Below are 21,334 nucleotides of genomic sequence, written 5' to 3' on the forward strand. Positions count from 1 at the left end.
GTCACTGCCCCAACCTTTCCAGCAGGGCGGGCACATGCACCTGATCCGATTTATAGTTGCCGGTCAGCACATGCATCATCAGGTTAACCCCGAACCGAAAGGCAATCTCGCGCTGGCGCTCGCCGGTATAGCCACGCCCGACGCGAAACAAATAGTTCCCCACATTGTCCACCGCCCAGGCCGCCGCCCAGTCGTTGCCGCCAATCACCACCGGCGTCACCCCGTCATTCAGGTTGCGAAACGGCATGCCTTCCACCTTTTCGGCATCCGGTGGCGCGGCCTCGACCCAGACATCACGACCGACAAAGCGGCCGGGAAATTCCTGCAACAGGTAAAAGCTGCGGGTCAGAACATGATCCAGCGGCAGCGGTTCCAGCGGCGGAATATCCAGACCCAGTGCCAGTTGTTGCAATTTTCGCCCCTCGGGCGTCTGGCTGCCATAACCCGCAATATCGCCATCGCGCGTGTCAAACAGGATCATCCCGCCGGTGCGCAGGTAACGGTTCAATTTGGCATAGGCCTCTTTCGAGGGTATCTTCTGATTGGCCGTGATCGGCCAGTAAAGCAGTGGAAAGAATGACAGCTCGTCGGTTTCGATATTTACGCCGATCGGGTTTGCAGGCTCGATCGAAGTGCGCTGGAACAATACATCCGACAGACCCAACAGCCCTGCCTGTGCGATATCATCTACCTGCTTATCGCCGGTCAGGACATGGGCCAGAACCACTTCGGCGGTGGCATTGATGGCGAATTCATCATCCACCTGCTGCGCCTGTGCATAATCGCCAAATGCCAACAGGCCCAGCGCCAGCACCGCCGCCACACCACTGCGCGGACCGAACAGACGACCTGACAGCCAGAGCGAGGCCAGAATATCCAGCATCAACAGCACCAAAGCCGCCGCCAGAAACGTGCCCTTCAGCAGGGTTTCACGGGCCACATTCAGCCCCTCGACCGCAATCCGCGCAGGCCAAGTGGCCGTTTCCAGCGTGGTTTCAGCGCCCACCGCATTCACCGCTATACGTTGTTCATCGCTTTCATAAAGGCCCGGCCGCATGGTTGCAGTCACAACACCGACAGCCAGATCCTCACCCTTCACCCCTGCCATAGCCCCCGCATCGGCCAACTGCCCGAAGGCATCCAGCACCCGTACCGGCGCCCATGTGGTGCCCTCCAGATCTTCGGCGCTTGGTGTGGTTTGACGGGTCGAAATCGCCAGCCGTTCCAGCATCTGCACAAACAGGCCCGACAAAGGCAAGCTGGACCACTCCGCATTGGCGGTGACATGGAACAACACCACCTGCCCCAGCCCCATTTCCTTGCGGGTAACCAGCGGCGTGCCATCGGCCAGCGCGGCAATTACCCGTCCGGCAAGGTTGGGATCAGGTTGCGCCAGCACCTGCGAGGTAACCGTCACATCACCGGGAATCTGCAGCCCGTAGAACGGCGAATTTTCGAGGAAGGGTTGCAGGGCCTTTGGCTCGCCCCAGCTCATCGCGCCGCCGACGGTGCGGCCACCCGCGCGCAGGCGCACCGGCATCAGCACATCTTCTTCGCGACGACTAAGATCGCTCGCGGCAATACGTATGCCGGCAAAACGCACCAGCAACCCGCCCTTGTTCACCCACTCGACCAAACCGGCCTTCTGATCTTCGGTCAGCTTGGCCACATCGGCCAGAATAATCACATCGGGGTTGGCGGGCAACACATCCTCAAGTCCGTCTTTGATCAGGTCTGCCGTGGGTTCCAGCGCCTGTTTCAGATAATGCAGGGGCGACAGCAATTGCAGCCCTTCCTGCGTGTCATGCGGGGCGATCAACGCCACCTCTCGACGGCGCAAACCGTCATCGGCCAGCGTAACAGCGCCTGCCGAATGGACGCCCTGAATGGTAAATCGCGAAATCCGGTTGCGCAATTCGGGCGGCAGGCTCAACGCCACTTCGGCTGTGTCCGCGCTCGCCTCGAACGATGCCTCGACCCGCGCCAATTCGCGCTCAACGCCTGCGGGGTCCAGCCCGATGGCCGTGACCGTCACCGTCGCCGCTTCCGCCGCCGCACTGCGCACCGCCGTGATCTGCAACGCGCCATCCTTTATCTGCACCGGCTTCAGACCCAGCACCGGACGGGGCGATTGCATCACCGTCACAGCACCCTTGTCCTCAAGCGCCGTTAACAACTCTTCTCGCCCCTCGCGGGCCAACCCGTCGGACATCCAGAAGGTTTCAAACCCACCATCACCCAAACCGTCCACCCACTCGGCAATCGCCACTTCATCCGGCGCCCATGGTTTCGGGGTCAGCCCGCCCAAACGGGTCTGCCAAACATCCGCCGACAAAAACTGCGCTTCACCCGCTGGCAAATCCGTCAGCATCGTCACCGACACCACCCGCCCCGCGCGTGACGCTTCCTCAAGCAACCCCGCAATCCGGTCCCGCCGCGCGGACCAATCGCGGGCATCAGCCCATGTGCCATCAGCCACGATCAACAAAGGCCCCTTGCCCGTCACTTCGGTTTTCGGGTTCAGCACCGGACCGGCAAAGCCGATAATGACCAAAGCCACCGCCAGCATCCGCAGCAGCATCAGCCACCAAGGAGTTTTGTCGGTCTGGGTTTCGTCATCTGTCAGCCCCAGCAACAGCGCCACACCGGGGAAGCGGCGTTTGATTGGTGCAGGCGGCACCGCGCGCAGCAAAATCCACAGGATCGGCAGTGCGATCAGCCCCAGCAACAGCCAGGGCGCGGTAAAACCTATGGGGCCGATTGTAAACATCAGTGCCGCCGCTCCAATGCGTGATAAAGCCAGGTCAGCGCCACACGCGGCGCGTCATTGGTGTGATGGCAGGCGTATTGCCAGCCGGTTCGATGCGCCAGATCGGCCAGCGCCGCCTTGCGTTCCGCCAGCCGTTGCAAATAAAGATCCCGCAAATCCCCTGCCTTCAGGGTTTCATGGCGCAGGGTGCCGCCCATGCTTTCAAAAATCGTGCGCCCGTCAAAGGGAAACGCCTCTTCCTGCGGGTCCAGTATCTGTACCAAAGCGCCCTTTACTCCGCGATCCGCCGCATCTGTCAATGCTTTTTGAACCCCTGCAATATCGCCCAGAAAATCGGATATAAACACCGCGCGAGTATTGGGCCGCATGCCGTGGGTATCCGGCGCACCGTAATCCGACTCGGCCTCTAGCCCCGAGAGTTCCTGCGCCATGCGCACCAGTTGGCCCTGCCCTGAACGCGGCGGGTTGGCGCTGCTGGTCAGACCCACCTTTTCCCCGCCCCGCACCAGCAGGATCGATGCGGCCATCGCCAACACCCGCGCCCGCTCGCCTTTTGTAGTCAGCTCTTTGGCCGAGGTGAACCGCATCGACGCGGCCTCGTCCACCCAGAGCATCACCGATTGCGCCGCCTGCCATTCCCTTTGCCGGATGAAATGCACGTCGGAGCGGGCCGAACGCCGCCAGTCAATATTGCGCGCCTCGTCCCCGTCCATTGCCACGCGGTATTGCCAGAATTCATCGCCTTGTCCGGCGTGCCGCCGCCCGTGTTCGCCCAGCAGCACCATCGCCGCCAGCCGTTCGGCATCGGCCAGCAAAGGCGGCAAAGCCCCTGCCAGTTCTGCCGATTTGCGTCTTAGGGCGGCTGGTCCTGTCACGCCGCAGCCTCGCTTCTGGCCACTTGCGCCACCACGGAATCAATCAGATCACCCAGCGTTTCGCCGCGCGCCTTGGCGGCAAAGGACAGCGCCATCCGGTGCATCAACACCGGCCGCGCCATATCGATCACATCATCAGGTGTGGGGGCAAGCCGCCCGTCCAGCAACGCCGCTGCGCGCACCGTCATCATCAGCGCCTGCGCAGCACGCGGCCCCGGCCCCCATGACACGTTTTCACGCACTTCCATTGTCGACAACTCATCGTCTGGGCGGCAGGCACGGACCAGATCAAGGATCATATCCACCACCGCTTCACCTACCGGCATCCGGCGCAGCAGGGTTTGCGCATCCAGCAATTCCTGTGCGGTAAACACTTGGCGAACCTCTCCATCCTCGACACCTGTTGTGGCCAGAATAATCGCTTTTTCGGTGTCGCGGTCGGGGTATTCCACATCAATCTGCACCAGAAAACGGTCCAGTTGCGCTTCTGGCAGCGGATAGGTGCCTTCCTGCTCGATCGGGTTCTGCGTGGCCAACACATGAAACGGCACACCCAGATCGCGCTCCTTGCCAGCGATGCTGACTTTTTTCTCCTGCATCGCCTGAAGCAACGCCGATTGTGTGCGGGGCGAGGCGCGGTTGATTTCATCCGCCAAAAGCAACTGGCAGAAAATCGGCCCTTCAATAAACCGGAAGGCGCGTTTGCCACCCGTTTCATCCAGCACCTCGGACCCCAGAATATCAGCCGGCATCAGATCCGGCGTGAACTGTATTCGCGAGCCATCCAGCCCCATCACGGTCGACAGCGATTCAACCAGTCGCGTTTTCCCCAAACCCGGCACACCGATCAGCAACCCGTGACCACCGCACAACAAAGCACTTAGCGTCAGGTCCACGACCCGTTCCTGTCCGATGAACCGGCTGGCAATCACCGTCTTGGCCTTGGCCAGTTTCGCGCCCAATGCCTCGATATCGGCGACCAGATTTTCGGCTTTGTCCATGACACACTCCCTTTACGCGGTTATGTGTGTATTAAACGGGCAAATTGCACGGGTTACAAACGGCAAAAGCGATGAATGATGAAAAGATTGTGAAGCCATCGGCGGAAAGCCTCGCATCTGCGGCGCGAAAGGCCAGTAAAGGCGGGTTGCCGCCGGTGCATCTGTGGAACCCCGATTTCTGCGGTGATCTGGATATGCGGATTGCGCGGGACGGAACATGGTTCTATCTGGGCACCCCGATTGGCAGACCGGAACTGGTGCGGCTGTTTTCTACTATCCTGCGCAAGGACGGCGATGATTATTTCCTTGTCACACCGGTGGAAAAGGTCGGCATCACGGTGGATGACGCGCCTTTCGTGGCGGTGGATTTCGAGGTGTCGGGCAGCGGTAAGGATCAGACCCTGACCTTTGAGACCAATGTTGGCGATTTTGCCACCGCAGGCCCTGACCATCCGATCCGCGTTGAACGCGATGCCGAGACCGGCGAGCCATCCCCCTATGTTCTGATCCGCGCCAATCTTGAGGCTTTGATTGACCGCAAGAGTTTCTACCGCCTTGTCGACATTGGTGCCCATCATGATGGCTGGTTCGGCATCTGGTCGGGCAGCGAATTCTTTCCCATTATCCCCAGTGACGAGTTAACCTGACATGCCCACCTTCTGCGCCAACCTGACGATGCTGTTCACCGAATACCCGCTGATCGAACGCTTCGGCGCGGCCAAAGAGGCCGGGTTTGACGTGGTAGAAATCTTGTTCCCCTATGACAATCCGGCGCAGGAAATGCGCTCGGCCCTGATCAAGCACGGCCTGAAGATGGCCCTAATCAACACCCCGCCGCCAAATTGGGCGGGTGGGGATCGAGGTTATGCGGCGATCCCGAATGGTGAGGCGCGGTTCCAGTATGATTTCAAACGCACCCTGCGCTATGCACAACTGCTGAAACCCACCCATATCCACATCATGGCGGGGCGTGCCAATGGGGCCGTGGCGCGGGCCACGTTTATCGAAAACCTGAAATGGGCCGCAATGCAGGCCCCAAAACAAAGCCTGACCATCGAGCCGATCAACCCAACCGATATCCCCGGTTATTTCCTGCATGATTTCGATCAGGCCGCCGAAATTCTGGATGCTGTGGATGCCCCCAATGTAAACCTGCAATTCGACGCCTACCATGCGCATATGATCACCAATGATCTACCCGCCACATGGTCCAAACACGGCCACCGCGCGGTGCATATCCAAATCGCCGGCGCACCGGGGCGGCACGAGCCGGATGTCGGCGATATTGATTTCGCCGGATTCTTCAAACAGATTGATGCGGATGGCTATAAGGGGTTCGTCAGCGGCGAGTACCACCCAAAGGGGCGCACAAATGACGGGCTGGGATGGGTCAAGCTCTAGCTGGCCTCCATCAACAATGACGCCGCCCCGACAAGGTGAAACACCGGCAAACCGGTGGCCTGTTTCACGGCATTCGCATAAGGCGGCAGGTTTCCACATTCCAGAATAAAGGCCGAAAGGTCCGGGTTTGCTTTTTGCATCCCTATGGCCCGCGCAACAACAGCATTTTCAATTGCAGAATAGTCCAGCTCGGTTGCCTGCTTTTCACGCGGCTCAAGGAAGGTTTCGGCAAATTTCGGCACATCCTCCAGACCGGCAACCGCAACCAACTCCGGCGATATGCCCGCCGCCGTCAACGTGTTGTGGCCCAGCGCCTGATCTGAAGCTGTCAATATGCCGATCCGGCCCGGACACGCCGCCAGAGCAAGCGAGAATAGCGACAGCGCAGACAATAGCACCGGAATTTTCACCGCAGATGCGATATCGGTTTGTGCATTCACCAGAAAGCCGCATGTGGAAATAATCGCCGCCGCTCCGCGTTCTTCCAACACGCGCGCTTTTGCAATGAACGCTTTGAGGAGCCAGTCTGCGGGCATCCCGTCGCGCACGATATCAGGGCTATCGGCCCCCGTGACCACTTCGACAACAACCGGAAAAGGATAGCTGTCAGGATTGCCGACATCCCCCTTTATCCGCGGGAAATTGGTATCGAGCGCAAGAATTCCCAGAAATGGTCTATCCATGCCCTCACCTCGCACAAAACCCTAATGCGCCTCGGCCCAGTTGGCCCCAGCGCCTGCGTCTACAATCAGCGGCACATCCAGTTTGACGGCGGGCATTGATGCCCCTTCCATCACGTCACGCACCACTTTGGTCACATCGTCCACCGCGTCCTTATCCACCTCGAAGATCAGTTCATCGTGGACCTGCAACAGCATCTTGGCGGGCATACCTTCAATCGCCGCAGGCATTCGCACCATCGCACGGCGGATGATATCGGCGGCCGACCCCTGTATCGGCGCATTGATCGCCGCGCGTTTGGCAAAACCGGCACGCGGGCCTTTTGATCCCATCTCGGGCGTGTGAATTTTACGGCCAAACAGGGTTTTCACGTATTTATGTTCTTTGGCGTAGTCCACAGTCGCGTCCATATAGGTGCGGATGCCGGGGAAGCGTTCAAAGTAACGGTCAATAAATCCCTGCGCCTCTTTGCGCGGAATGCGCAGGTTGCGGGCCAGACCAAAGCCGGAAATGCCATAGATCACCCCGAAATTGATCGCCTTGGCCTTGCGCCGGATATCCGGTGTCATTTCGTCCAGCGGCACATCGAACATCTCGCTTGCGGTCATTGCGTGAATATCCAGCCCGTCGCGAAACGCCTGTTTCAATGCTTCAATATCAGCGATATGCGCCAGTATCCGCAGTTCGATCTGGCTGTAATCCAGCGACAGCAAAACCTTGCCCTCATCCGCTACAAACGCTTCGCGGATTTTGCGCCCCTCTTCGGTGCGCACCGGAATATTCTGCAGGTTCGGATCGGTCGAGGCCAACCGCCCTGTATTCGCCCCCGCAATCACATAAGACGTATGCACGCGGCCCGTATCGGGGTTGATGTGATCCTGTAACGCATCGGTATAAGTCGATTTCAGCTTGCTAAGTTGCCGCCAGTCCAGCACCCGCGCGGCCAGCTCGTTGCCCTCGGCGGCCAGATCCTCCAGCACATCGGCACCGGTGGCATAAGCGCCGGTTTTGCCCTTCTTGCCGCCCTCAAGACCCATTTCGTCAAACAGGATTTCACCCAGTTGTTTGGGTGACCCGACATTGAACGACCGACCGGCCAGCTCGTGAATCTCGGCTTCAAGCGCCGCCATTTTCTGGGCGAAATTGTTCGACATCCGGCTTAGAACATCGCGATCCACCTTGATGCCATTCATCTCCATCTGCGCCAGAACGGGAACCAGCGGGCGCTCCATGGTTTCATAAACCGTGGTCACCTGTTCCACATGCAGGCGCGGCTTGAACGCCTGCCATAGACGCAGGGTGATATCGGCGTCCTCGGCGGCATAGGGCACGGCATCGGCCACCTTGACCTTGTCAAAGGTGATCGCGGATTTGCCTGTGCCCAGCAGCGGTTTGATCGGGATCGGGGTGTGGTCCAGATAGCGTTCCGACAGCGCATCCATACCGTGATTGTGCAAGCCCGCATGCAGGGCATAAGACAGCAACATGGTATCATCAATCGGGGCAACATCCACGCCAACACGGGCGAAAATCTTGGCGTCGTATTTCATGTTCTGGCCGATTTTCAGGATACTTTCATCCTGCAGCATCGGCTTTAGCATGGTCAGGGCCACATCGAAATTCATCTGCCCCTCGGCCAGCGCGTCCGTGGCAAACAAATCATCCCCCGCGCTTTCCTTGTGGCGCAGCGGGATGTAACAGGCCTCGCCCGCCTCGACACACAGAGAAATGCCAACCAGATCGGCCCGCATGGTATCCAGCCCCGTGGTTTCGGTATCCACCGCCACATAACCGCGCTCGTAAATCCGCTCGATCCATTTGGTCAGGGCATCCACATCCTTGACCCATTCGTATTTTTCGGCGTCAAACGGCGGGGCATCGGGGGCATCAACAGGGGCCGCAGTCACCTCTATCGCGGGTGGCTCAACCCCCATCTGCTCGGCAATGCGTTTGGTCAGGGTGCGAAATTCCATTTCCGCCAGAAACGACAGCAAAGGTTCCGGCTCGGGCTCTTTCAGTTCCAGATCATCCAGCGTGAAATCCAGATCCATATCGTCAACCAGCGTCACCAGTTGTTTTGAAAGGCGGATCAGATCGGCGTTTTCGATCAGCGCCTGCCGGCGTTTGGGTTGCTTGATTTCTTCGGCATGTTCCAGCAGATTTTCCAGATCGCCGTATTCGTTGATCAACAACGCCGCCGTTTTGATACCAATCCCGGGCGCACCGGGGATGTTGTCAACACTATCCCCCGCCAGCGCCTGCACATCGACCACGCGTTCCGGCCCGACACCGAATTTTTCGCGCACGCCGTCCACACCGATCCGCTTGTTCTTCATCGCATCCAGCATTTCAACGCCGCCGCCAACCAGCTGCATTAAATCTTTGTCCGAACTGATAATGGTGCAACGCCCACCCGCCGCGCGGGCCTGTTTGGACAGGGTGGCGATGATATCGTCGGCCTCATAGCCCTCGACCTCGTGACAGGCGATGTTGAAGGCGCGGGTGGCATCGCGGGTCAGGGGGAACTGTGGCACCAGATCTTCTGGAGCGGGTGGGCGGTTGGCCTTGTATTTGTCGTAGATTTCGTTGCGAAACGTCTTGCCGGAATAGTCAAAGATCACCGCCACATGGGTGGGTGCATCCGGCCCCTTGTTGGCCTCGACCTGCTTATATAACATGTTGCAAAACCCCGCGACCGCCCCGATCGGCAAGCCATCGGATTTGCGCGTCAAAGGGGGCAATGCGTGATAGGCGCGGAAAATAAAGGCCGAGCCGTCGATCAGATGCAGATGGCAGCCTTTGCCAAAACTCATGTCATTCTCCTTGGGCAAAGCGCCCGAACGGGAGCAATGCGGCCACCATATGGCCTAGTCTTTTTTCACATAATCACTGTGGATGAATTTGGTGTCACAATAGGGGCATTCGACCCAGCCGTGTTCGTCCGGGATTTGCAGCCAGACCTTTGGGTGGCCATTCGCACCACCGCCATCGCAGGAAATGCGGTATTTATCGACAACTACGGTTTCGGGGGCTTCGGTGGTCATGGTCGCTCCATTCGTCAAATATTCGACGCTATGATAACGATCCACAGCGCACGGACAAGGTATCAATCACGCCTTTTGCTGCGTCCTGCAAATTTGCAAGGCAAACGCGCAACCGTTGCCTTCACAACAGGCTCGCGATAACAGTAAGGAACGCATTCTATTGTTTAAGTTATGAAAAGGCTACAATGCCCCGATCCGAAAACAGCTCGGCTTATTTCAGCAAAACCCTGTTCTGGATCCTTGCTGCACTGCCGTTTGTATTTGTGATCCTTAAATATGTCCGGTGGGAAACCTATGGCATCTTTGATTTCCACACATTTCATCTGGCTGGCGTATTGGCAAACAACGGTCAAGCACAATTGGCGTTTGACTGGGACAGCTTTGTTGCCAGGTTCGAGCCAACCTACGGCACGCCTGGCGCCTTTCCGTGGTTCTATCCGCCAATTTTGCTGCCCTATAGTCAGGCCTTGGCCCTGTTCAAAGCCCCCATTGCCTATGTCGTGTTCAACTTTGTCGGCCTGACAGCCTATTACCTGACGGTCTATTCCCTGTTTCGCGACAGGTTCCGCGAGATCATAATCCTGTCGGCGTTTCCTTTGCTGATCCCCATCGCTTTTGGCCACCCCACGGTATTCTTTCTGGTGTTTCTGCTGCTCGGATATCATCTGTCAAAACGCCATCCTGTACTGGCGCTGATTGCCCTGACGGTGGTTGCAGCCAAACCCCATGTCGGCGGGGTGATCCTGTTTTTGTATTTCCTCAAAACCCTGCCCAAATCGATATTGCCATCAATCATTATTGCCGCTGTTGCGATCCTGTCCACCAGCATGTTTTATGGCAGCGATATATGGTTGCAGTTTTTATCCCTGCTGAAATCCGCCTCGGAAAACCTGTTGGCCATGCAGCTCGAAAATCCGTACAGATCATCCTTCTTTGTGGCGCTGGCCCCGTTCGGGGTTCCGGTCGCAATAAGATGGATCTTGCATTTTGCACTGCTGGCGGCGCTCTGCGGGCTGGGGGCCTATGCGTTTCGGGATGCCAAATACGACAGGTTCTGGGTGGTCGCCGGACTGGCTGCGTTCTTCACCAGCCCCTATATCGTTTTGTATGATTATACGTTGTTGTTGCTGCCGCTGATACTGGTGGTCAAACATGCCCACACACAGGAAAAATGCCCCTGGGTGGTGGCCGTATTGTTTATTGAATCCATCCCGATGGTCCTGACGGTGTTGCCACCGGAATATAAATTCAACTTCCTTGCGGTTTTGCTGTTTACCATCGCGGTTTTGCTGATCAAAATCAAATGCAGCACCTCGTCAGATACCCGCAACCCCTAAGCGGGTTGCAGCATCCGCCCCAAGGGACGCCCGCCCAGTATATGCACATGCAGATGCGGCACTTCCTGCACCGCGTCACGTCCTGCGTTGGCAATCAGGCGATACCCGTCGCCCCCCTCGCCTGGTTCGACCCCCAACTGCTTGCACACAGCGCCAATGGTGCGGGTGTAATCAATGATTTCAGCATCTCTTGCCTTAGCTGCAAAATGGTCAAAACAGACATACGGCCCTTTGGGAATAACCAGCACATGATGCGGCGCCTGTTCGCTGATGTCATGAAAGGCCAGCGTGTGTTCGGTTTCCATCACCTTGCCACAGGGAATTTCCCCACGCAGGATTTTGGCGAATATGTTCTGGTCATCATAAGCATAGGGCATAGGGCAATCCTTAGTCGGTGAACAGGTGGTTGGTTTGGGCAATATCGCGTGCCTTATCATCCGCTATGTCAAGGAACCCTGCAATAGGCGGGATATTTTCCTCGACCGAATTACGCTCGCGGATCAGGAAGTGATGCTCGAACCCCGCCTCGCGGATTTGCTCGCTTTCGAATACCACATCCTGACGGATGGTTGGCAACAGTTTGGCAATGGTTTCGGACGGCGTTTTTTCACCCGCCAACCCGACCCGTTTGGCATGACCAATCAAATAATCGTCGCTAAAATCACACTCGATTTCCAGCAATCTGATATTGGACCCGCCCGCCTGAAAGTCTTTCAACAGATCAACGTTATTCGGATCAAGGCAAATCAGCATCCGGTTGGTACCGTAATAATCAAATAGCATCCGGGTTAATGCCCGACGGTGGCGGGTGCGTTTTGCCAGTGTCGATTGAATACCCCCCAGATCGGGCAGTTGGGTGGCTTCTTCGTCAAACAGATACTCAATTACGGGCAAATCCGTGACCTTTCGTATCGTTTTCACCAGCCGCTTTGCGACATGCCACTTCTTGCACAACACGATCAGCAACTCGCGGTCCCGCCCGATTGTGCTTTCGGCCTCCCAGAAACGCGGGGCAAAGCGGCGGCCCACACGGCCATGGTTGGTCAGGAATTTATACAGGCGCTGGCCTTCGTTTGAAATCTGGAAATCCTGCTTTTCGCTGGCATAAAGGTCCCCCAGCTTGCGCTTCAGCTCATGCGCCTCGGGGCTGATTTTGCGGGCAAACAGGAAATTCTGGCCCAGCAGCAAATCGTAATGGTCATTATAGAACGTCGCCGGCATACCGTAATCGGAAAACACCAGAAACGTCAGGGTGCGCGCCTTGATCTCGTTTTCAGGCACCAGATGGCGCACAAGGGTTTGGAAAAAGGTTTCATCCGGAATCCAGGTTGTGCGAAAAAACCGCATCACATCCTTGCGCTTGCGGGTGAATTCCAAAATCCATTCGACAGTGCGGCGGCGCAGACACCACCATTGGCTGCCGATCATGATCTGCAAATCGGCAGGAATTTCGCGGGTCATCCCCAGTTTTTTCTGTAGGGAACCTCTGTAAATTCCCGTTTTCGCCTTCTTCGCGGCGGGGTGGACGGTTTTTCGCCTGTCCCGCCTGATTGCTTCGGATCATAAACCCATTTTCACCGGTTTCAAGCCGGTTTTGGGTATTTCAGGCACACCTCACCCCATGAACCCTTATCCCGGCGCCGCCAGGCCGCATTCGAACTGGACGAAGCGCTTCATGTTGTAGACCAGGTTCATCATCCCGATGCGAAATCGCGCCCGCTTCAGGCCGATGGAGCGGATCAGCTTGCCGCCCATGGAGCGCTCCTGAAAAGCGAATACATGCTCGACCCGGACCCGCACTTTCGAGCGCCTCCGGTTGGCCTTTTGCTGGCGCTCGCCAAGCGGCTTGCCGCGCCTGCCCTTGTGATGGATATGGCTGTGAAGCCCCCGCTCTTCCAGCTCGCTTTCGATCTTTTGCGAGCGATAGGCGCTGTCGGCCCACAGGTCCGATGAGGTGTTGCTCGCATCAATCAGACCGGCAAGCGCCTGGCTGTCATGCACGGCGGCATCGGTGACATCATAAGCGCGGATGAATTTGTGCCGCCGGTCGACATTGATGTGGTTCTTGTAGCCGTAATAGCTCTTGCCGTGCTTCTTCGTCCAGCGCGCATCCACGTCCTTCTGGCGCTTCTTGTGGGGTTTTTCCTCCCACTCTTCAGGCGTTTCGCCCGCCTTGATTTTCTCGTTCTCGTCCCTTTTGTTGTGCTGGCGCGGCGCCGGAACGATGCTCGCATCAACAATCTGCCCGCCCATCGCCAGATAGCCCTTTTCGCGCAGAAAGGCATCGAACTTGTCAAACAGCTCCTTCATCTTCCCGGCCCCGGCCAGCCTTTCACGGTAGGCCCAGATGGTCTTGGCGTCAGGTACGCTGTCTTCAATGCCAAGGCCGAGAAACCGCATGAACGACAGGCGGTCGCGGATCTGATACTCGATCTGATCGTCAGAGAGGTTGTAGAGCTGCTGCAAAACCATCGTCTTGAATATCAGCACCTCATCCCAAGGCGGGCGGCCAGCGTTGGATTTGCGCTGTTCGGGCGGCGTGCGCCATATGGCCTTCAGCTCGTCCCGGTAATCCTCGAACGGCACCATGTCGTTGAGCAACACCAGCGGATCACCAGATTTGTCCAGTCCCGCGTATCGGCTGGAAAGATCAAAAAATCCCATCTGACCCATGACAAAACCCCGTCGGTCGAATCATTTTCATCCTGATGACGATTCTACCCCGTCAGGCCGGATTTTGGGGGATTTTTAGAGGTTCCCTATTGTTCGGGCCTTGGTTCATTGTGATGATGTTTGACCAGCATCCAGTTTCGATATTGTTGTGGATGGGGGTTATGGCCAGCGCACATCTGGTATTGCGGCGGTATTTCCAAGTTGACACAAAACTGTGAAGCCATGTGTTTTGCGTTGCAAGGTAGGGTTTGTGTTATGAGGGCCCCAAAAGGAGTGACGATATGAACAGACGAGCCATGCTGACATCGGGGTTTGCCGCAGCTGCGGCCTTTGGGTTGGGTACTCTGCGGATCAACGCCTCAACCGAAAAATTTGAAATCATGCGCAGCGAGGCGGAGTGGCGTAAACTGCTTTCGCCCAAAGCCTATAATGTGCTGCGCGAGGCAGGGACCGAGCGCGCCTTTACCAGCCCGCTGAATGACGAGCACCGCAAAGGGGTGTTTGCCTGTGCCGGATGTGATCTGCCGCTGTATTCCTCGGAAACCAAATACGAAAGCGGCACCGGCTGGCCGTCCTTTTGGAAACCCTTGCCAAATGCGATTGGTACCAAGGCGGACAACACGCTGTTTTCACGCCGCACCGAAGTGCATTGCCGTCGCTGTGGCGGGCATCTGGGGCATGTGTTTGATGATGGGCCGAAACCGACCGGCAAACGTTATTGCATGAACGGGGTCGCGTTGAAGTTCATTGCTACATAACGCATAACCTTCAGATATTAAAACAATATGTGGTCGCCCTTGGCGGCCATTTTTTTGCGAAGCTGCTTGCAGCTATAAATCTTACAATAACAGTCAGATATTTATCTTTACAGCGAAAGCCCTCTGCCGTAAGAAATACCTGAGTAAAACACTATTGTATTGGAATGTGAAATGAAACTTGGAATTCTGTCTCTGTTTGCAGCGGCGTCTCTGGTGGCTCCTTCTGTTGGTGTGGCAGACGATTTGTCGACCATGCAAGCGCTGGGAAAAGAGCTATTTTTCGATGCAGACCTGTCCTTTAACCACAATATGTCCTGTGCATCCTGTCATGACCCAGATTATGGGTTTGGAAGCCCAGTTGAAGGGGAACATGGCGGCGGGAGCGTGGTCGAAGGGTCAATTTCAGGTCGCTTTGGCAACCGTAAACCACCCACAGCAGCCTATGCTGCCAATGCGCCGGTATTCCATCATACGATTGAAGATGGTGGCGTGTTGTTTGTCGGGGGGGCGTTCCTGGATGGGCGGGCCACTGGCCATGTTTTGGGGAATGTCGCGGCAGATCAGGCGATGGGGCCGTTCACCAACCCGGTTGAAATGGCGATGCCACACGCCGCTTGTGTGGTGCAACGGGTATGCGAGTCGGATTATGCACCTGCATTTGGCAAGATATGGGGCCCCGAAATCTGCGCTATAGATTTTCCGGTGGATTTATCTGCCAACTGTGAAGGTGTTGGGTTGTGTCTCGAAAGTGGTGGAAATTGATTTCAGGCACCTCCGAGCGGGTTGAGTTATGCGCCGGTCAGGCGGCTTGGTCAAGGGTTGCGTCGGCGACGGGCTGAGCGAGCGTTTCCCAGCCATCGACCTTTCGCATGACGATCTGCCCCGAGGCCATCAGAGCCCAAAGCAGCATCGGCACGGTCTCGGCGCATGGCAGCACGGTCTGGGTCTTGATGCGGCGGCGGAATTCCTCGTTCAGGCGTTCGATCGCATTTGTCGTTCTGGCCGATTTCCACTGGCCTTGTGGCAGACGCGTGAAGGTGAAAAGCTTATCTCCTGCTTCTTCCAAGCTGTCAGCGACGGCCTTGCATTTCAGCCGCCATTTTCGCAGAAATGCCTTGCGGCGGGTGGCGATTTCCTCGGGTGTTTTGGCGTAGATCATGTCGCGGTAATCTTCTGTCAACTCATCATGCATACGCTTGGGTGCCTTGGCCAGAAGGTTGCGGTGCTTGTGCACCGTGCACCTCTGGATCGGCAGATCTTCACCCCAGAGGGCAATGAGAGCGACCTCAAGTCCCGGTGCCCCGTCCACGATGACAAATTCGGGCCGTTTCAACCCGCGCGCATCCAGATCGTTGATGAACTGACGCCAGGCGGAGGTGCTTTCGCCGCCCATGTTCATCAGTGATAACAAGACCTTCTGCCCATCCCGGCGCACGCCAATCGCGGCCAGAACCGAGATATTGGTGGCCTTCCTGTCAATCCGCGTTTTGATCACGGTGCCGTCCAGGATCAGCCGCACGATGTCTTCATCCGCAAGGCTGCGGGCGCACCACGCCTGCCAGTCCACCTTCACCTTGCGCCAGGCGCGGCTCACCACATCCTTGCTGACCGCCCCCTGAAACAGGCCGAACAGGGCGCGTTTTACCCGCCGTGTGTTGGTGCCCGAAAGGTAGACAGCAGCGATCAGCGCCTCGGCCTTCTTCGTCAGCCGCTGGTAGCGGGGCAATGCCTTCGAGCGCCATTCTCTGGCCTTGCCGGCCTCGCCTGTGATCCGCGCACGCGGCACGCGCACCGTTTCGGTTCCAAATGTTCCGACCAGTTGCCGCTCGCGATGCCCGTGGCGGTATCCGGCCTTTGCCCCGCCGCTGCGGCCATACCGGCAACGGCCCAGAAACTGCTCCAGCTCCTCTTCGAAAACCGCCTCGATCGTCGCGCGGATGTTCTGGCGCAGCCGGTCTTCAATCGGGTCATAGCCTGCTTCATTGGCCAGTAGCGCGGATGTCGATGTTGCTGTATTCTTTGTCATGGCGTGATCTCCTTGGCGGTTCCAGCCGCCGGTTGGGTGGCTTCGATGCACCCGGAGATTACGCCGTCCTCGAATTTCCACCAAACTCGCGACACTACCCCCCAGTTTCCGCATCGAACACCGGCACGGTAAATGGCGGGATGCCCCGGGGCAGTTTACCGACAATCGACACGCCGTGTTGATCCAGGTGAAACACCCAGACGGCAAAAGTCGTGGCGGCCACCACTACAAGCGGGCCGGTTTTGGACAGGATGGCAACCAGTCGCGCGGGCAGGCCCGTGCGCACAAGCAGGGGTTTCAGCCCCTTGCGTGCCCAGATCAGGAACCCGACAGAAACCGCTGATATTGCAACCGTAATCGGGTTGGTCTGAGCGATGTTACGGATCAATGCACCACCAAGGGTGATCAGGTCGCTGCCGCTGGCCTTGATCCCGAACAGGTGCTTGATCTGGCTGGTGGCAATCAGGATGATCGCGCCGGCCATGAAACCGGCAATCACCGGATGGCTAAGGAAATTGGCCAAAAACCCCAGCCGCAGCACCCCCATCAACAGCAGGATCAGCCCCGACATAAACGCCAGCACAATCGCGGCGGCGGCATATTCTGCAGTGCCTGACAGTGCCATCTGGCCCACCGCTGTGGCTGTCATCAGCGAAATAATAGCCACCGGCCCCACGGCCAGCACCCGGCTGGTGCCGAACACCGCATAGGCGATCAGTGGCAGGATTGACGCATACAGGCCCATTTCCGGCGGCAAACCAGACAGCAAGGCATAGGCCAGAGATTGCGGGATCAGCATGATCGTGACGATCACCGCTGCCACTGCATCCCCTGTCAGATCATCGCGGGAATATTGGCTGCCCCAGTCCAGAACTGGCAGGTAGCGGCGCAAAGGCACGGGGATCGACAGGCGTTTCATAGGGTCAATCGACGTGGATCAGGCGGGACATATCATACCCGGCGGCGGCGGCAGAGGCCAGAATATCGGCATCCTCCATTTCGCCCAGCATCATCAGCGACCAGATCACCGTGCAACGGGTGCCGGTGCGGCAATAAGCGAAGACGGGCTTTGGTGCGGTTTCAAGCGCCTTGCGGGTCTGGATTGCATGGGGCATCGCGGCCCTGCCCGAGATTGCAGGGATGTGGAAAACCTCGAACCCGATCTTGCGGGCCTCAGCTTCAATCGCAGCAAAATCCGCTTGCTCTGCTTCCTCGCCATCGGGGCGGTTGCAGATCAGGGTGCGGTATCCTGCATCCCAGATTGCCTGTAAATCCTCGACCTTGATCTGCGGGCTAACTGCAAAATCATCCGAAAGGCGCCTTATTTCCATGCTTCTTCTATCCCTTTTCGCCATCGCTTCGATGTTCCCCGAAGCTTGTTGGGCTCTTCATAGTTTATTTATCGGAACCTTTAAATAGACGTTCCCATCTGTATCGGGTTTTGGCATGTTTCCGGCCCGCATGTTGACCTGAATGGAGGGAATGATCAGACGCGGCATGGCCAGCGTGGCATCGCGGGCCTCGCGCATTTTCACGAATTCCTCGCGGGTTGTGCCGCCGCTGAAATGGATGTTTTCGGCCTTTTGCGCCGCCACCGTGGTTTCATATTGAACCTCGCGGCCACCGGGGCCGTAATCGTGGCACATCATCAGGCGGTTTTCATCTGGCAGGGACAGGATTTTCTGCACAGAATCATACAGTTGCCCAGCATCCCCGCCCGGGAAATCGGCCCGCGCCGAACCGGCATCGGGCATGAACAGCGTGTCGCCAACAAAAGCGGTATTGCCGATCACATGGGTCATGCAAGCGGGTGTGTGGCCTGGCGTGTGCATCACATATGCAGGCATGGTGCCGATTGTATAAGTGTCGCCCTCGCGAAACAGGATGTCAAACTGGCTGCCGTCGCGCTGAAACTCGGTGCCCTCGTTGAACACTTTGCCAAAAACATCCTGAACCACGGTGATATTATCCCCGATCGAGATTTTACCGCCCAGTTTTTCCTGAATATAGGGCGCAGCCGACAGGTGGTCGGCATGAACGTGGGTTTCGATCTGCAATTCCAGTTTCAACCCGTTATCTTGAATAAAGTTGATAATCCTGTCCGCGTGTTCATACCCTGTGCGTCCGGCGGCATAGTCCAGATCCAGCACGGAATCGATCACCGCGCAGGCGTCCGAATTGGGGTCCTGAACCACATAGGAAAAGGTATTGCTGCCCTCGTCGAAAAACGGCGTTACCTTGGGAGTGACGTCCTTGTTTACGGGGAAATCCGTGTCGTTGGCAGTGTCTTTCATAACAGGCTCCTTTGCGGATGGGCATTCATATTCCTTTTACTGAATATAAGCAAGCTTACCGCCGGATCAACACCTGCAGGTCTGCGACATTTGTGCCTGTAGCGCCGGTCATCAGCAGATCGCTCGCCGCCTGTAGCGCGTGATAGCTGTCGTTATTGGCCAGCATATCCACGGGTGAAACACCCGCTTCACGTATCCGCTTCAGGGTGCCGCCATCGACAATCCCGCCCGCCGCATCACATGGCCCGTCGCGCCCGTCGGTGCCACCGGACAAGAACACCCATTCATCGCCCCAGCCCTGTTGTTCGGCCAAAAGCGCCACCCGCAGCGCAAGTTCCTGATTGCGCCCGCCAAGGCCTGTGCCGGTCAGCTTGACGGTGGTTTCGCCACCGAACAGAGTGATGCCTGTGCCGGATTTCATAACAATTTTTGCCGCTTGAGTGACATCTCCGGTCAACGGTTCGGGGTGGACAGTGGCTGCCCCGGCTGCCTGTTTCATCGCGGCAACGCTGATCGGGTTTGATCCGACCAGTTGGTTTTCTGCCTGTGGCAAAGGGGGCAAGTCCGGCGCTGGCGTTGACAAATGCGATTGCACAGAAGCGGGTAAATCGTCCCACACTGCATAGGATTTCAGCAGGTCCACCGCCTGTTCCCGCGTGCCCACCGGCGCCACCGTCGGCCCGCTGGCGATCCGGCGCAAATCATCCCCCACAACATCCGACAGGATCAGCGCCCGCACCTTTGCCGGTGCGGCAATCCGCAACAATCCGCCGCCTTTAAGGTCGGAAATCTGCTGCCGGATCAGGTTCATTTCACCGATTTCCGCCCCGCAAGCCAGCAGCAGCCGGTTGACCTCGGCCTTGTCCTGCAAGCTGATCCCCGCAGGCGGTGCGGGCAGCAAGGCCGAACCACCGCCACTGATCAGCGCCAGAACCTGATCGGCCCTCCCCAGAGCTTGCAATTTTGTGATCACATGGCGCGCAGCCCTGGCCCCGCCATCATCAGGAACCGGATGTCCTGCGGCGAATACTTCTGCAAAATCAACCTCTTTAGCATTCTCATAGTTTGTGATCACAATCACTTCTGCGCCCGACACATGCGCCACCGCCGCCTGCGCCATCCGCATTGCAGCCTTGCCCACAGCCAAGACCAGCAATTTACCCGCACACTGCACCGGGTCCGCCCGCAACGCCCGATCCACTGCCTGATAAGGGTCCGCCGCCGCCACGCCAGCGCGGAAAATCTGCTGCGCCTTTTCGCGCATCACCCCGCCCATTGCTGATACACCGCCCCGACCTCGGTGCGGATGATACCGGCAATCTGTTCACAATCCTGCAGGCTGAAGGTCAGCGGCAGGCGCATGTCCAGTATCCCTTTCAATACGCGGTCGGATTCCGGCAGGCTCTGCTCTGGCGCATAACGCCAACTGTCGTAGCGCGAGGTAAAGCCGCTGGGTTCGGCCCCGCCAAACCATTTCAGTTCCACACCACGCGCCGCGCAACGCTGCAACACCGCGTCGATCTGCTCATCCGCCCAGTCCAGCAACAGAAACTGGATCGAGGAACCGACGTATTCCTCCTCCTTTGGCCGTTCGATCACGGTCAGCCCCGCCGTGCCACGCAAGCCGGCCTCGACCACGCGATAACGCGCGTTCCAGGCCGCCACCTGCCCATCCAGCGCCTGCAATTGCGGGCGCAGGATCGCCGCGCGCAAATTATCCATCCGGCCCGATATATTGGGCACCTCGTAACGCAGGTTTTCAAAGGCTTGCGCAGGTGGCCCCGCAAGGTGGCGTTCGAACAACATATAGCTGCCCGACAACATCACCGCGCGGGCCATCAGCGTGGCATCATCCGACACCAGCAACCCGCCCTCGCCCGAATTCATATGCTTGTAGGTCTGGGTCGAGTAGGCCGCCATCACCCCGTGCCGCCCCGACAGCACCCCGCGCCAGCGCGCGCCCATCGTATGGGCACAATCCTCGATCACCAGAACGCCTGTCGCATCGCAAATCCGCATCAATGCGTCCATGTCGCAGATATGACCGCGCATATGGCTGAGCAACAGAACCTTTGCCCCGCTGTCGGTAATTTTTCCTTCCAGATCAGACAGATCAATGGTTAACCCATCACTCACGCCGACAAACACCGGCACCGCGCCAAGGCTGGCAATCGCGCCCGGCACAGGGGCCAGAGTAAAGGCATTGGTCAACACCTTGTCACCCGCCACAACCCCCACGGCCCGCAGCGCCGTGGCAATTGCATAGCCACCCGAAGCCACCGCCAGCGCGTATTTCGATCCCATGTAGGCGGCGAATTCCTGCTCCAGCAGCGCGGTTTCCCCCGCTTCGCCCTCGGCCACATTATAGCGGTGCAAACGCCCGTGGCGCAGCACGTTCAGGGCAGCCTCGATCCCCTCGTCCGGGATCGGTTCCTGCTGGGTGAAATTACCGGTGAATCTGTCGCTCATATCTG

19 protein-coding genes and 1 pseudogene are annotated in these 21,334 nt (G+C 57.8%); 5 read left to right on the forward strand and 15 right to left on the reverse strand.

Annotation, left to right across the window (positions count from 1 at the left end):
* Position 1 precedes the first annotated feature (1 nt).
* The 3 genes from ACQY4M_RS02980 to ACQY4M_RS02990 are packed head-to-tail and all read right to left on the reverse strand — an operon-like array spanning position 2 to position 4,646.
* Positions 2-2,770, reverse strand: a complete 2,769-nt coding sequence (locus ACQY4M_RS02980) for a DUF4159 domain-containing protein (RefSeq protein WP_428540615.1) — start codon at positions 2,768-2,770, stop codon at positions 2-4.
* On the reverse strand, positions 2,770-3,645 hold the full coding sequence (locus ACQY4M_RS02985; RefSeq protein WP_428540618.1) for a DUF58 domain-containing protein: 876 nt from the start codon (positions 3,643-3,645) through the stop codon (positions 2,770-2,772). The genes ACQY4M_RS02980 and ACQY4M_RS02985 overlap by 1 nt, the downstream gene beginning before the upstream one ends.
* On the reverse strand, positions 3,642-4,646 hold the full coding sequence (locus ACQY4M_RS02990; protein ID WP_428540621.1) for an AAA family ATPase: 1,005 nt from the start codon (positions 4,644-4,646) through the stop codon (positions 3,642-3,644). Before ACQY4M_RS02990 ends, ACQY4M_RS02985 begins: the two co-directional genes overlap by 4 nt.
* A gap of 71 nt (positions 4,647-4,717) precedes the next feature.
* Here ACQY4M_RS02990 and ACQY4M_RS02995 point away from each other — a divergent pair, with 71 nt between their 5' ends.
* On the forward strand, positions 4,718-5,293 hold the full coding sequence (locus ACQY4M_RS02995; protein ID WP_428540624.1) for a DUF1285 domain-containing protein: 576 nt from the start codon (positions 4,718-4,720) through the stop codon (positions 5,291-5,293).
* A gap of 1 nt (position 5,294) precedes the next feature.
* Complete coding sequence (locus ACQY4M_RS03000) at positions 5,295-6,047, forward strand: hydroxypyruvate isomerase family protein (protein ID WP_428540627.1); 753 nt, start codon at positions 5,295-5,297, stop codon at positions 6,045-6,047.
* Here the strand turns inward: ACQY4M_RS03000 and ACQY4M_RS03005 are convergent.
* Genes ACQY4M_RS03005 through ACQY4M_RS03015 form a run of 3 tightly spaced genes read right to left on the reverse strand, consistent with a single transcriptional unit; the run spans position 6,044 to position 9,772 of the window.
* Positions 6,044-6,730 (reverse strand): aspartate/glutamate racemase family protein, encoded by a 687-nt coding sequence (locus ACQY4M_RS03005; protein ID WP_428540630.1) that lies wholly within the window; start codon positions 6,728-6,730, stop codon positions 6,044-6,046. The genes ACQY4M_RS03000 and ACQY4M_RS03005 overlap by 4 nt on opposite strands.
* 21 nt (positions 6,731-6,751) lie before the next feature.
* Complete coding sequence (gene polA / locus ACQY4M_RS03010) at positions 6,752-9,541, reverse strand: DNA polymerase I (RefSeq protein WP_428540633.1); 2,790 nt, start codon at positions 9,539-9,541, stop codon at positions 6,752-6,754.
* A gap of 54 nt (positions 9,542-9,595) precedes the next feature.
* Positions 9,596-9,772 (reverse strand): zinc-finger domain-containing protein, encoded by a 177-nt coding sequence (locus ACQY4M_RS03015; RefSeq protein ID WP_428540636.1) that lies wholly within the window; start codon positions 9,770-9,772, stop codon positions 9,596-9,598.
* A 185-nt stretch (positions 9,773-9,957) separates the two neighbouring features.
* On the opposite strand from ACQY4M_RS03015, the gene ACQY4M_RS03020 reads away from it, so the two are divergent.
* Positions 9,958-11,109, forward strand: coding sequence for a glycosyltransferase family 87 protein (locus tag ACQY4M_RS03020; RefSeq protein WP_428540639.1), 1,152 nt, complete (start codon positions 9,958-9,960; stop codon positions 11,107-11,109).
* Here ACQY4M_RS03020 and ACQY4M_RS03025 read toward each other — a convergent pair.
* From ACQY4M_RS03025 to ACQY4M_RS03035, 3 genes and pseudogenes are all read right to left on the reverse strand, one after another.
* Positions 11,106-11,486, reverse strand: a complete 381-nt coding sequence (locus tag ACQY4M_RS03025) for an HIT domain-containing protein (RefSeq protein ID WP_428540642.1) — start codon at positions 11,484-11,486, stop codon at positions 11,106-11,108. The two genes, ACQY4M_RS03020 and ACQY4M_RS03025, sit on opposite strands and share 4 nt — an antisense overlap.
* 10 nt (positions 11,487-11,496) lie before the next feature.
* Positions 11,497-12,588 (reverse strand): annotated as a pseudogene (locus ACQY4M_RS03030) (DUF5928 domain-containing protein); the annotation flags it as partial.
* A 150-nt stretch (positions 12,589-12,738) separates the two neighbouring features.
* Positions 12,739-13,782 carry an IS5 family transposase gene (locus ACQY4M_RS03035; RefSeq protein ID WP_428539227.1) on the reverse strand — a complete coding sequence of 348 codons (1,044 nt, stop codon included), beginning with the start codon at positions 13,780-13,782 and terminating at the stop codon, positions 12,739-12,741.
* 281 nt (positions 13,783-14,063) lie between these two features.
* Between ACQY4M_RS03035 and msrB the strand changes: the two genes are divergently transcribed.
* Positions 14,064-14,540, forward strand: coding sequence for a peptide-methionine (R)-S-oxide reductase MsrB (gene msrB, locus ACQY4M_RS03040; RefSeq protein ID WP_428540645.1), 477 nt, complete (start codon positions 14,064-14,066; stop codon positions 14,538-14,540).
* A gap of 171 nt (positions 14,541-14,711) precedes the next feature.
* The gene (locus ACQY4M_RS03045) at positions 14,712-15,302 is read left to right on the forward strand and encodes a cytochrome-c peroxidase (RefSeq protein ID WP_428540648.1); all 591 of its coding nucleotides are present in this window, start codon (positions 14,712-14,714) and stop codon (positions 15,300-15,302) included.
* A 37-nt stretch (positions 15,303-15,339) separates the two neighbouring features.
* Here the strand turns inward: ACQY4M_RS03045 and ACQY4M_RS03050 are convergent, their stop codons facing one another.
* The 6 genes from ACQY4M_RS03050 to ACQY4M_RS03075 form a co-directional block, all read right to left on the reverse strand.
* Positions 15,340-16,566, reverse strand: a complete 1,227-nt coding sequence (locus tag ACQY4M_RS03050) for an IS256 family transposase (protein ID WP_428539582.1) — start codon at positions 16,564-16,566, stop codon at positions 15,340-15,342.
* 94 nt (positions 16,567-16,660) lie between these two features.
* Positions 16,661-17,485, reverse strand: coding sequence for a SulP family inorganic anion transporter (locus tag ACQY4M_RS03055; protein ID WP_428540651.1), 825 nt, complete (start codon positions 17,483-17,485; stop codon positions 16,661-16,663).
* A 4-nt stretch (positions 17,486-17,489) separates the two neighbouring features.
* On the reverse strand, positions 17,490-17,897 hold the full coding sequence (locus ACQY4M_RS03060) for a TIGR01244 family sulfur transferase (protein ID WP_428540654.1): 408 nt from the start codon (positions 17,895-17,897) through the stop codon (positions 17,490-17,492).
* Between the two features lie 57 nt (positions 17,898-17,954).
* Positions 17,955-18,860: an MBL fold metallo-hydrolase gene (locus tag ACQY4M_RS03065; protein WP_428540657.1), complete on the reverse strand. Its 906-nt coding sequence runs from the start codon at positions 18,858-18,860 to the stop codon at positions 17,955-17,957.
* A gap of 55 nt (positions 18,861-18,915) precedes the next feature.
* Entirely contained in the window at positions 18,916-20,136 is a 1,221-nt protein-coding gene (locus ACQY4M_RS03070; protein ID WP_428540660.1) for a glycerate kinase type-2 family protein, read from the reverse strand.
* Positions 20,124-21,329: a DegT/DnrJ/EryC1/StrS family aminotransferase gene (locus tag ACQY4M_RS03075; RefSeq protein ID WP_428540663.1), complete on the reverse strand. Its 1,206-nt coding sequence runs from the start codon at positions 21,327-21,329 to the stop codon at positions 20,124-20,126. The genes ACQY4M_RS03070 and ACQY4M_RS03075 overlap by 13 nt, the downstream gene beginning before the upstream one ends.
* Positions 21,330-21,334 lie beyond the last annotated feature (5 nt).

The sequence above is a fragment of the Profundibacter sp. genome (assembly GCF_965277155.1).
Classification (GTDB): Bacteria; Pseudomonadota; Alphaproteobacteria; order Rhodobacterales; family Rhodobacteraceae; genus Profundibacter.